The following is a 12,555-nucleotide window of genomic DNA, read 5'->3' as shown; positions in this document are numbered from 1 at the left end:
ATCAGTTGTGCTTACTTCAATGATTATTGCGCAAATTGTTATTGAGAAAGCTGTTTGGCAAACTCTTGCTGAGCAAACAAAATGGCACCGATTTCCGGTGGAGACATAGCAAGCTCAACCCGGGCAGCGACATCTTCGTCTAGCCATTTACATAAAGGCTCAGCTAAGCCACCGATCATCGAAAAACGAGTAGGGTTAATTGCAAATAGTTTACGAGCCATATCACTAATATATTGAGCGCCTTGTTTTACAATTAATGTCGCTACTTCGTCGCCCTGCTCTGCTTGCTGTAATACAATTCGTGCTAACTTGGCATAAGTACTAGAAGACTGACCCGCTAGGTTTTCTACAATCCCCATCGCATCTGACACATTAAAATGATTTAAAATAGGCTGAGTTAAGCCTGTGTCTTGGGCAAAGCCATCAAGATTCAATAACACATGCTCAGCTGCTTGCTGACCTAGCCATGCTCCGCTGCCTTTATCACCCAACGCAAAACCATGCCCACCAATTAACAAACTTTGTTCACCTACATGAGCATACCCGCAAGAGCCGGTACCTGTGATAATCACTGCACCATCGTTACCTTCATGGGCGCCGATACAGGCAGTATGTAAATCAGTGGTAAGGTACATTTTTGCGAATGGGTGCTGCCATTGAGTCACTAATTTAAATAAACGCGGAACATTTACCCCAGCAAGTCCAAGACCAGCAATCAAGGAGTTAACATCTTCAGAGGTGAGTTTGGCGTCTGCGATAGCCAGTTCAGTCGAAGCAAGAATAGATTCAAAAGTTTGCTCTAAGCCATGCAATGGATTGGCTCGTCCTGCGACTCCCGTTCCGAGAACACCTTTGTTGGGACAAAAAATTGTAGCGCGGCATTTACTGCCACCGCCGTCGATGCCAATAAAAAGCTGTGATTCAGATTGCATATTAACGCCCATGACATCCCTCTTATCTCTTCTATTTAAGCCGTGATAATGAACTTTAAAATAACGTTGATATTCGAATAAAACTCACGCTATTGCTGGCTTATTGAATAAGTTAACTTTATGTTACACCAAAAATGACAGCGTTGTCATTTAATTTTTAGACATCTTGATCAAATCACTTACAAACAATCACTAACGTATTGTTTTAAAATGAATACTAAGCTTAAAATAAATATCTAAATATGAATTTCATTGTTATTTTGAATATAAAAAAGGCGTTAACATAGTGTTTAACGCCTAATATTGTTTTTGAATAGATTCAGCTGTTTAATTAGAATTTTTGCTTTACCTATCAAACTGAGTTTATTAATACGTTATCTATTTATAAGCTCAAACTTCTGCCTTTTCTGTTTCCATCTGGTGCGACTGAACGAACCTCAACTGTGCCAGACACTTCAATAGGCTGCTCATAGCGAGTCCAGACTGCATTGTCATCGCGATATTCAATCTGCAAACCAGGAAAAGCAACGTTGGCATGTAGCTTACCGTTAATAATCTTTGCACCCACTGTTGGTAATCGATAAGCAATATTGGCTATATCCAGCTTGGCTAATTCTTTCTGTCCAAGTGTATTGGCCAGCTCATTCCATTGTCGCTGTTGTTTATTGCGTAATTCCGCCGTAAAGAAACCTGAGTTAGCATCGTATAAAACGCCATTATATTGATAAGGCACTTCCCATTTAGCCTTATGCCAAGCTTTCTCTGCTAGCATTAATACTCTTGGGTACATCATATATTCAGCAACATCATCACTACGTATGGTTTCACTCCAAATTTGACCTTGTATGCCGCTAAAGCCTTTTCCTTTCTCTAAAGGGCCAGATATTAAGTTACCCTTGTCATCCTTTTTAACCCTATCATCTGCAACGAAATCATTGCCTTCGATGTCCTGCCACTGCTCAGCATTAGCTGGTAAATTATCTGGCATAAAGCTGAAAATCTTTTGGCTATTTAGTGCTCGACCTGCCCAATAATAACCGTGCTCTTTTGGGTCTGCTTCATAAGGGAAGTCAAAATAAAGTACTTCAGGATTTGAAAGCACCGCATCCCAGCCAAGATTTGCCTGTTTATGGGCACGCTTATAGCCATCATGAGATATTACATCCCAAACATTACTTTGACTTTTAGCTGGCATATTTGAAGGGTTAGTATGGCTCATGCCATCGCTCCACCCAGCAGGTTCAATACCTTTGGCTGCAATCGAGTTTGATAATCGCTCAATAAAGTATGCGCCTAAATCATCAACCGAAGACACGCCTCTGTCATTACTTGCAACAAATGCCAAACACTGTGGTGATTGCTTCCATGCCCCAGCGGTTTCATCTGCGCCGATATGGTAACGATGTAGCGTATGGTTTGCTTGCTGATGCAGCTTTGCTATTTCGCTAATCACTTTATCTACAAAATGGAATGTCGACTCCATACAAACATTCAATGTATTGTCACTGTAATATTGTACTGATGAATAAACGGTTTTATCCTCAGCGTCTGACAATAAATATTCATTAGCAGCAACTTCATTTCCTGCTGCCATAAATTGGCGATATCGTGCATCCATAGACTTTATTGCCGCTCGAGAATGCCCAGGCATATCCATTGATGGAATCACTTCGACCTGACGGGCTGTGGCATATTGTAGTATTTCAATATAGTCGGCTTTACTGTAATAACCGTTAACTTTACTATCAGCAAAAGGGCCACTACCTAACTGTGGGATAAGACAGGTTGTTTCGGTTAAATCATGACAACGTTTACTACCGATATCTGTTAATTCTGGTAATCCGTCAATTTCTAAACGCCAACCTTCATCATCAGCCATATGTAAATGCAATTTATTGAGCTTATAAGCAGCCATTTGGTCGATTAAATCTAAGATCATTTGTTTGCTATGGAAGTTTCGAGCGACATCCACATGCATGCCACGAAAGTCATAACGCGGGCTGTCTTTTATTTGTAGGGCATTGAGTGACAACTCATCTGGTGTAATTAACGCCGCAATCGATGCGATACCGTAAGAGAATCCTGCTTCATCTGCAGCAGTTATGGTAATTTCATCCGCTGCTAGTTCAAGCTGATAGCTCCCACCAACTCTAATTTGTGAATCAGTGACTAACTGTAATGCTAAACCACTGTTATTTGATGCAACCCCTATGCGGGATAATCTTGCCAGAGCCGCTGCAACCGCTTCAGGGTTTACTTGATTATAACTAACATTAATCCCTTTTGTTAAATCAACCACTTTGTCTGATGAGGTGACAGAAATACTATCTGGAGTAGGAATTATTCGGTTTTCAGCTAGAGCGTGACTAAACGATATATTTTGGTTTGCATCAAATAATACTTCAGCTTTCGCCCAAACAAGCTGATCTTTTTCAGTGCGGCGATATTGTCTTTTAGCATCAGTGAAAGCTTCAACATATGGACGCTGCTCCATTCCTGTTTCAGTATCGATGGTCACTTTAGTGCTATCAATGACTGCAGGTGTTAAGCCTTCGACAACAATGTAGTAGTTAGGCATAGGATCGGTTTCAGATAACTGCCATAACTCACCTCTAAAGTTGAGCGTTTTAGTCTCACCAGCTTTAAAACCAGTAAAATTTTTGGTTGGTGTAATTTGGTGTAAATCACCTTGTACTCGCTTAATCTCAAACTCGGGGTTTAACACTTGCTGAACTGGGCGCATTTGGCTGTAAAAAATTGACCAATTTCTATCTGAAATATTCTGAGCGCTAGTAAAATCTATTTCAGCAATAAAGCAACGTTGATCTTGCTGATCTTCTGCGCAGGCTTCTTGCGGGACATTGCTCACCATACGATAAGTCACATTCAGTTGCTCAGCGAATTGATTAAGCGCAGCTTGAGTCCAACTATGAGTTGTACTTTCAGTTTTCAACGATGGTTGACTCTCTGAGCTTGAGTCTATCTTAACTTGGGCTTGATTTTCTGAAGATGAATGCTGACAACCAGCAACCCCTAACGACAATAATAATGCTGATGCGATGATAGTCTTATTCATATGTTCCTCAGTTTATTCCTTGTTATTACTAACGCTAACAGTTCAGTGTATTTGAAATTAGTGGTAAAAAATGACTTTTAACTATCTCTTTATTTTTTATCAGAATAAACAAGCTGGTATAAAGATTTTGAATAAAAAAGACAAAAAAATAGCTGGGAACCATAGGATGAACCCAGCTTATACTCGTTTCTGGGGAGAGACTAAAAGTATAAAATCAATTGTGCCTCGCCCGACCGAAGCACAATCAATGACATGGATAAAAGACCTCTTCCTTACCCATGCGGACCTTAAAACAACGAATCACACAAGCCATGACAACGCTGTCATTTATAATCTACAGAATAATGTTTTGGATTTCTACACTTTTTTAATCTTTAGCCACAGATAATTAACAATGTTAATTATTTACGCTATAAAACAGACAGTTAACCATTCCGCCATTCTTAAAATAAACTGAACCATGTTAAGAAAAGTGATGTATACCAGAGGTTAATCTTAAAATTAGCGACAATAAAAAAGGCATTAATCGCGATAAGGTAATTTATACCATGCGAATAATGCCTTTATTTGACCATCAAGTTTACTTGAGTCGGCCTTAAGGGGCTATCAGTCCCCCCAAGATTATGCTTTAGACATAATCTCTGTACGTGCCAAACGATTAACTTGGTTCAATGATGAAAGGTGGCCATAAATAGGACCTAATAAACCACGTTTTCTAAGCTCTAAATAATCTTCATCAGATAATTCGTTAAGCTTAGCTTCATCAATTAAATATAGACCATTGATGTTACGCTTCTCACCCGCTACATCAACTGTAAGCGTTTGAGTAGTCAGTAATTCTTTTTCGGCTAAGAAACCTAAGATGTTACGGCTGGCTTGATCTTGTTCAAAATGAGCAATTAGTGCTTTCTTGCGGTTTTCTAGGTATTCAGTTTCTTTCTCACCTTCGAATAATGCTTGGCCTTCAGTTTTACTTACTTCAGCTGCTTCTTCGCGAATACCAATCCAAACTTTATCTTTTACATCAGGGTTTAATACTAAACCAAGTGGATAGTCACGCACGACAGCCGGGATATAAAGCCCTTGCCATTTGCCATCTTTAACACTTAAATTCTGACCAGGCTTAAGGCCTAGCATAGCAACAGCTTGAAACTCACCATTGTCACTATTTTTTACGAATACAATCGGGTATTCAGTTGCTGCACGACCAATTTCGTGCAAAGTTACTGGAACAATATGCTGATCTGCAACATGGTTATAGCTTGTTGGAGTGATTTTTAAATCACCGTGCTTTGCATGTTCAAGTAACGTAATTTGGTTAGACATCTTGGCTCCTTCAGGCGCTTCTAATCAATAAAAATATAAATTGGGATTCAAATCCCTTTTAGTTTAATTTTCCGTATTACAATTTCGCTTGCAGATTAAAATGTAATTCCACAATTTTTAAATGATGCTGCATGAATAGCGACTTAGTGAATGCCTATGTGAACCATTCACTATCATTTATCTGTTGCTAACGTTACCGTATTGAGAAATAAAGTACCACCAGCTTACTAGTTTTATTGGGGTGTATTAGATTGTTTTCAAGCCAAATTGCTTAATTTTATTTAATAATGCTCTATGCTCTGGCAATTCAGCAGCTAAGCCTTTACCGATCTTTTCAATCTGAGCTATTTGTTGCTGTGCTATGTGATGATATGACTCCGATAAATTAGCGGCTTTAGTTTGATATTTCATCCCATAAAGCACGTAAAGGTAATTATCGATGTTGAATACTTCGAAACGGGAAAATAAATCATCAGTAAGAGGGCTGTAATTCTGCCATAGCGCCATTTTGTGCTTTAATGGCTCAGGAATAGACTCTGGATGGCGGTTATCAATCCAAAAGTCAGAGTCAGTTCTATCAGAAATACAATAATGCAGCTTGGCAAATTCAACGACTCGCTCCCATGCATACGTCATGGTGTTATTGAAACGTTCAGATAATGCTGGCATTTGCGCCATGGTCTGCGGTAAACGTTTAGCAAGATAACCTGCTGCAAAATCAGTAAGCAGTATAGAAGTCGCCTCTATGGGCTCTAAAAAACCTTGCGCAAGGCCTAATGCCACACAGTTTTTAAACCAAAACTTTTCTCTATACCCTACCTTCATCGGAATTTCCCTCGAAGCTAAGCTAGCTAACTTACCACCAAGGTAACGATCAAACTTTTGTTCAGCTTCTGAAGATGTCATGTGATTATCTGAGTAAACAAACCCAGTACCACGGCGCTCAGGTAAAGCAATATCCCACACCCAACCAGCTTGGTGAGCTGTGGCAATAGTATAAGGAGGAATAGCATACTCTTCAGTGATAGGAACCTGAGCGACAATAGCCTTATTAACAAATAATTGTTTAGACTTATCGACAAACGGAACTTGAAGCTTTTTAGTTAATAGAATCGACTCAAAACCGCTACAGTCGATAAAAAAATCAAATGCCAATTCTCCAAGCTTATCGGTTTTAAGTTGAGTCAGATTGCCTTCATCATCAATATCAGCATCAAGCACATTTGCTTGTAGATGCTGAACCCCCAATTTACTGGTTGCATTACTGGCGAGTAATTTGGCAAATTTAGCAGCATTAAGATGATAAGCGTAACTGACTTTACCGCCATACTCTGGCGTAGTGATTAATTTCGGCGCTTTTAACGCTTCACAGATATAATGTTGCGGGGAAACATTTTGCGAATAGGACGTTGATGAGTTTGAATGAGTTGCTTGCTGATGAAGCCACTGTGGCGTTAAATCAGCCCCTAACGGGCTTGGCACATCAAATAAGTGATGATAACTATTATTCTCTCCGTGCTTGGTTTTATCTAACCAATTGCAGAATTTGATAGATTGCTTAAAACTTACATCACAGTCTCGAATAAAGTCTGTTTCACGAATGCCAAAGCTTTGCAGAGATTGCTTAATCGCTGGAACAGTCCCCTCTCCTACACCAATGGTTGGAATATCAGGAGACTCGATTAGTGTCACGGTAACATTAGGCAGTAATTGAGCCGCTTTGCCAATATGGTTAGCCGCTAGCCACCCAGCTGTGCCGCCACCAATAATGACAATACGCTGTACTTCTTTATTGACCTTATCGACCTCAATCATATCGACCTCAAATTGTTAGCTTTCATTTTTATTATTAGTTTATTTAGCATCTTACATTAAAAAGCCTAGCAATTAGCTAGGCTTTTTATCAACTTATCAATACTAAATAGTGTTTAGAAGCGTAAGTTTAAACCCACTTTGTAACGTGCTTCACCTTCGAAGCTCCATGCAGGGTATCCACCTTTAAGTTCAGGTTTAACTTCAGCATCATCAGGCGCAACACCTAATTGAACACTGTCTTCTTCGAGTAAATTTACAACTTCAAAAGTGATACCTAAGTATTCTGTGATGTTGTAATTTGCACTTAAGTCAAGTGTGCCAAAATCTTGATGTTCACGGTTACCGTAGAAACCTGGTAATTCACGCATCATGTATTCACTACGCCAGTTGTAAGCAACACGTGCAGAGAAGTCTTCCATCTCGTAATAACCCACTAAGTTAACAGTGTGCTTTGAAGAGTCTGAGAAAACACTCACTTCATCAGGATAGTTCTCAGCAGAAGCATCTGAATCTGCAAAAGTATAGTTCGCAGAGTAACCGAAACCGTTATCGAAACCGTCTTGGATTTGCAACTCGATACCTTGGATTTGACCACCTGTACCATTTTTCTTACTCGATACAGTCCAACTATCTTCGCCTGAATCAGGGTCAGTAATGCCGATGCTTTCATCTAACTTTTGTTCAGAAGTAACAAACGAGCTAACATCTTTAATGAAGTATGCTGCACTCATTAATCCATCAGGACTAAAGTACCATTCAACACCTAAATCTGCTTGAGTGGCTTTAAATGGCTCAAGAGCAATATTACCAGTATTGACTACTTCGTTACCTGCTGTGCCATCTTGATAACCCACTAAAGAAGATGAAGCAAACATATCAGCATAATTAGGACGTGAAATCACCTGCGATGCAGAAGTACGAATAATAACGTCTGGTGCAACGTCAAAGGCAATGTTCACACTTGGTAGTACATCGCTGTAGCTTGCATCTGCTGTACTTAAATTATCAGCATATGAACCATCAGCTTGTAATGCAAAGTAATCAGAAGTTGCATCAGTCGAGATATAACGTAAACCGAAGTTACCACGCATGCCGTCAGCTTCAAAATTAGCCATTAAATATAAAGATAAGTTTTCTTCGTTGATGGTACCGTAACCTGACTTATATACTGGACCTTCAGTTGAGAAACCATCAATAGCTGCTTTTGCATCCTTTAGCATGGCATCCATATTAGGCTTAGGTAAGGTATAACCAGCACCCGACGAGATTTGACCGCTGTAGTAAGCAGATGCATCTTTTGCAGTGATATCAGATCTAACATTAGCAGGTAAAGTCAGCATGCTAACATCATGGTCTGCATAACGAATACCCGTTTTGAATGCGGTGATTGCACCTAAATCTGTTGGTATTGTAAAGTCGACTTGTGCGTATGTTTCTTCATCAGAGTTTGGTTGCTTTTTAAGCGCCCAACCTGCAGGAGACAATTGACCGCCAAAGTCTTCAGCGGTGAAGTTTTTATTAGCGACATCAATATTAATGACTTCACCAGTGGCATCATATGTACCGGCATAATCTGCAGCTGTACCTAACCAGAAACCGTAGTTAGAGGTTAATTCTGTACCACCTTCAGATTTAGTATTACCAACACGACCTTCTACTTTGAAGTTATCATTTTCATAATCGAAATTAAAATCATAAGTATTTGAGTCCATGCTAGCTTGACGAGCCCAAGTTTGTGCCCAACCCGGATTTGCGCCATTGCCATCACGACGATAGAAAGTACAAGTTCCTAAAGAATTACGCTGTTCACAAGCTTCATCTTTATCATCTGGGAACATAACAAATAATGACGTATTGGCATTATTTGCTTTCATATCCAGACTCATGAAATCTAGACCAAAATTTAAGTTATCTGTTGGGCTATATTGTAATGCACCGTTAATTGCTGTTCGTTCACGGTCTTGTTCAAATGTAGTAGGAACAATATCGCCCCAACCAACTAATGACTCAATGCCATTACGTTGATAACTTGTTTCTGATACTGCCGCTGAAAGTAGGAAACCAAAGTTCTCGTTCTCATTTTTCCAGCTATATAAGCCTGACAACTCAGGATCAGTCTCTTCAGAAACACTTCCGTAGTCTGCTTTAGCACTAACGAATACAGAGTTTGCATCTAAATCTAATGGTTTACGCGTTTTAACGATGACTGTGCCACCGATACCGCCTTCAGGTAAATCAGCCTGAGACGATTTGTACACCTCAATACCACCCACCATTTCTGATGGTAATAAACTGTAGTTAAAGCTTCTGTCAATAGACTGTTGGTCAAACCAACCAGTTGAAGCAACTGAATGGCCATTTAATAAGGTACGAGTCAAGCTGCTTGAAGCGCCACGAATTGAAACACCTTGCCCTTGACCAAACTGACGACTAACCGCAACACCAGGTATACGTCCTAATGACTCACCCACGTCACCATCAGGAAATTTACCAATATCTTCAGCAGTAACGGCATCAACTACAGCGTTAGAAAAACGTTTATCATTAACTGAAGCCTTCATCGAGGCACGCATGCCTTTAACTTCAATTTTTTCGATGTTTTCATCTGCAGTTTCAGCATCGGCTGCTAAAGCACCAACTGAAACCATACTGCCAAGTAAGATAGCAATGTTAGTTGCTAAAACATTTTTCTTAAAATTAATAGGTCGCATCTTCATTTCCCTTCCATAACTTTATTATCGTTTTTGGATACATAACCATTCCAACTGGAATGACAACGCTGTCATGTCTAGAACAAACATTACACAATTATTAACAGGCTTGCCACAACAAAATAACTTAAGCGCGATATTTCTGTTCAAAAAACAGTAATGACTAGTATTACATTTTTCACATAAATTAAGAAAATCAGTGGTTTATAAAAAACGTTTCCTGCATCATTTTTGCTACATTTATTTTTCTAAAGGTACTCATCCAACCAGAAAGACAATCGGCCATTGCCTATTTCGTCAAAAATAAGCACTATTAGGCATATTCAACTTATCTGATTTCATCTAATAGACGCTTTGATCACAATTTATTGGGGGATAAATGTCATCAAATAGAGATAAATATCTGCTAAGTTAGTCGCCTGAATCAAAGAGCAAAATTATAATGAAAGTAACCATCAATGATGTCGCCAAGCATGCAGGCGTTTCGATCAAAACTGTTTCACGAGTGACCAACAAAGAGTCATCTGTAAGACAGGCAACAATTGATAAAGTTAACGCTGCAATTAGCGAACTCAACTACCAACCTAATCTAGCTGCTAGAAATTTAGCGAGTACAAAATCATATGTCATTGGTTTTATCTATGATAATCCCAATGCTTACTATGTCATTGATATGCAGAAAGGTATTTTGTCAGCTTGCCAAGATAAAGGTTATGAACTGCTCATCCACCCTTGTGATGCAAAATCTATAGATATTTGTGAAGAGCTCACCCAAATGGTCAAGCATTCACGTTTATCTGGCCTAGTCCTGACACCACCTATGTCTGAAGATCCAAAAATCCTTGCTGCATTAGATAAAATTGATGCTAATTATGTCCGTATTATTGCAGGTGAAAACACTGAATCAGAAAACGGCTTAACTGTCTTAGTTAATGATAAGCATGGCGCACTAGAAATCACCCAGCACCTTATTGATATTGGGCATTCAGACATAGGGTTTCTTAGTGGTGATCAGCACCATGAATCAACCAAGGAACGTCTAACAGGCTTTAAGGACGCATTAACTCAAAACCAATTATCTGTCGTTAATGACTGGATATTAGACGGGCAGTATTCTTTTGAATCTGGCGTGGAAGGTGCAAATAAATTAATTAACTTATCTAAGCGCCCCACTGCAATTGTCGCATGTAACGATGAAATCGCTGCAGGAGCCTTGTTTGCGGCAAGGTTAGCTGGGTTAGATATACCTAAAGACCTTTCAATCGTTGGCTTCGAGGATAGCCCTTTCTCTCGCCAAACTTGGCCAAAACTCACCACTGTGCATCAGCCCAATGTTAAAATTGCCAAGGTAGCAACTGAGTTGCTTATTGCAAATAGCAAAGCAACTGTAGAACAGAAATCAATGGTGTTTACCCCAGAGCCTGTTATTCGGGACTCTTCAGCGAATCGTTAACAAAAAGCCAAACCTTTTACTGAAAAGTGACACTGCAACAAAAAAGCCTCTAAACAATAAATGTTAGAGGCTTTTCTATTATCTGGGTTTAGCTTGGGGCTAGAAACGAAATGCTTTACACCGCTTCTTCATTCTCTTCACCAGTCCGAATACGGATAACGCGTTCAATATCAGTGACGAAAATCTTACCATCACCAATTTTACCTGTTCGAGCAGTATCAACAATCACTTCAATAGCCTGATCTAATTGCTCATCCTGAATAACCAATTCGATTTTAACTTTAGGAAGAAAGTCGACCATATATTCTGCACCACGATAAAGCTCAGTATGACCTTTTTGACGACCAAAGCCTTTAACTTCTGACACTGTCATGCCAGTGATACCAATTTCCGCAAGTGACTCACGCACATCATCAAGTTTGAATGGTTTAATAATGGCTTCTACTTTTTTCATCAATCACTCCTGGTTATTCTTAAAGTTAGCTATTTAAGGCTATGTAACTTTGAGAGTTTTATCTAAATCTCAATTCGTTTAATACTACTTGAAAGAGAGCTAACTTACAGCTTCAACTTTAAATTATTTTATTTTCAGAAAAGAACCAATTATAGAACTATAGTTAATCTCGAAACTGCAGGATGCGGTATTTTATAAATCAAGGATGAGAAATGATTACCTATAAGCACAATTGTGGCTTTAACTTAGTTGAGTTAATGACCTCAATAACAATTTTCGGTTTACTTTCAACTATTGCTTTCCCTTCATTTAAATCTCTTCAACAACAATTTAGAGTTGATAGTAATTTAAGAACGATACAGAACTCTATGCAATTTGCTCGTAATATAGCGATTAATTATGGTACTAGAGTCACAGTTTGTCCGCTAGTAAATGGAAAGTGTGGTAGAGACTGGGAACAAGGGTTTTCAGTATTTACAGACTCGGGCACTACAAATCAAGTTAATAGTAGTGACGTAATTATGCTTGAGGTGAGTCAATTTCATGAAGAAGATATTATCCAATATAATCGGCTAGCACTTCGCTATCAACCAGATGGTCTAGCTTCCGGAACTAATGGAACGTTAACATACTGCCCACAAACCATAGATAGCCCATACTCAAGAGCGCTTGTTATTAATCAAGCTGGTAGAGTGAGATATTCAACTAAAAAGAACATCACCTGCAAGCCATAACAACTATACAGTAAATTTAACAATTCGCTGATTTTATTTACTCTCTTGGTTATA

The 12,555-nt window shown here is 39.1% G+C and carries 8 protein-coding genes; 2 read left to right on the top strand and 6 right to left on the bottom strand.

Annotated elements, in window-relative coordinates:
- Window positions 1-38: 38 nt before the first annotated feature.
- The 5 genes from nagK to QPX86_RS06715 all read right to left on the bottom strand — a co-directional run bounded on the left by nagK (window position 39) and on the right by QPX86_RS06715 (window position 9,860).
- Window positions 39-944 (bottom strand): N-acetylglucosamine kinase, encoded by a 906-nt coding sequence (nagK, locus tag QPX86_RS06735; protein ID WP_407696621.1) that lies wholly within the window; start codon window positions 942-944, stop codon window positions 39-41.
- A gap of 370 nt (window positions 945-1,314) precedes the next feature.
- Complete coding sequence (locus tag QPX86_RS06730; RefSeq protein WP_285164694.1) at window positions 1,315-4,008, bottom strand: family 20 glycosylhydrolase; 2,694 nt, start codon at window positions 4,006-4,008, stop codon at window positions 1,315-1,317.
- 621 nt (window positions 4,009-4,629) lie between these two features.
- The gene (locus QPX86_RS06725; protein WP_220753554.1) at window positions 4,630-5,334 is read right to left on the bottom strand and encodes a SapC family protein; all 705 of its coding nucleotides are present in this window, start codon (window positions 5,332-5,334) and stop codon (window positions 4,630-4,632) included.
- Between the two features lie 246 nt (window positions 5,335-5,580).
- Window positions 5,581-7,149, bottom strand: coding sequence for a tryptophan halogenase family protein (locus tag QPX86_RS06720; RefSeq protein WP_285164693.1), 1,569 nt, complete (start codon window positions 7,147-7,149; stop codon window positions 5,581-5,583).
- A 113-nt stretch (window positions 7,150-7,262) separates the two neighbouring features.
- Window positions 7,263-9,860 (bottom strand): TonB-dependent receptor, encoded by a 2,598-nt coding sequence (locus tag QPX86_RS06715; RefSeq protein WP_220753556.1) that lies wholly within the window; start codon window positions 9,858-9,860, stop codon window positions 7,263-7,265.
- Between the two features lie 442 nt (window positions 9,861-10,302).
- Between QPX86_RS06715 and QPX86_RS06710 the strand changes: the two genes are divergently transcribed.
- Entirely contained in the window at window positions 10,303-11,313 is a 1,011-nt protein-coding gene (locus QPX86_RS06710) for a LacI family DNA-binding transcriptional regulator (protein WP_285164692.1), read from the top strand.
- A 115-nt stretch (window positions 11,314-11,428) separates the two neighbouring features.
- Here the strand turns inward: QPX86_RS06710 and QPX86_RS06705 are convergent, their stop codons facing one another.
- Entirely contained in the window at window positions 11,429-11,767 is a 339-nt protein-coding gene (locus tag QPX86_RS06705) for a P-II family nitrogen regulator (protein ID WP_220753558.1), read from the bottom strand.
- Window positions 11,768-11,979: 212 nt separating this feature from the next.
- Here QPX86_RS06705 and QPX86_RS06700 point away from each other — a divergent pair, with 212 nt between their 5' ends.
- Window positions 11,980-12,501 carry a GspH/FimT family pseudopilin gene (locus tag QPX86_RS06700; protein WP_285164691.1) on the top strand — a complete coding sequence of 174 codons (522 nt, stop codon included), beginning with the start codon at window positions 11,980-11,982 and terminating at the stop codon, window positions 12,499-12,501.
- Window positions 12,502-12,555 lie beyond the last annotated feature (54 nt).

Source organism: Shewanella goraebulensis, assembly GCF_030252245.1.
GTDB lineage: Bacteria > Pseudomonadota > Gammaproteobacteria > Enterobacterales > Shewanellaceae > Shewanella > Shewanella goraebulensis.
This window is presented reverse-complemented; position numbering and strand designations above follow the sequence as displayed.

What these genes read in the sequence shown, in the direction of transcription:
- nagK (WP_407696621.1), bottom strand. Translation starts at nt 944, where the DNA reads ATGGGCGTTAATATGCAATCTGAATCACAGCTTTTTATTGGCATCGAC.
- QPX86_RS06730 (WP_285164694.1), bottom strand. Translation starts at nt 4,008, where the DNA reads ATGAATAAGACTATCATCGCATCAGCATTATTATTGTCGTTAGGGGTT.
- QPX86_RS06725 (WP_220753554.1), bottom strand. Translation starts at nt 5,334, where the DNA reads ATGTCTAACCAAATTACGTTACTTGAACATGCAAAGCACGGTGATTTA.
- QPX86_RS06720 (WP_285164693.1), bottom strand. Translation starts at nt 7,149, where the DNA reads ATGATTGAGGTCGATAAGGTCAATAAAGAAGTACAGCGTATTGTCATT.
- QPX86_RS06715 (WP_220753556.1), bottom strand. Translation starts at nt 9,860, where the DNA reads ATGCGACCTATTAATTTTAAGAAAAATGTTTTAGCAACTAACATTGCT.
- QPX86_RS06710 (WP_285164692.1), top strand. Translation starts at nt 10,303, where the DNA reads ATGAAAGTAACCATCAATGATGTCGCCAAGCATGCAGGCGTTTCGATC.
- QPX86_RS06705 (WP_220753558.1), bottom strand. Translation starts at nt 11,767, where the DNA reads ATGAAAAAAGTAGAAGCCATTATTAAACCATTCAAACTTGATGATGTG.
- QPX86_RS06700 (WP_285164691.1), top strand. Translation starts at nt 11,980, where the DNA reads ATGATTACCTATAAGCACAATTGTGGCTTTAACTTAGTTGAGTTAATG.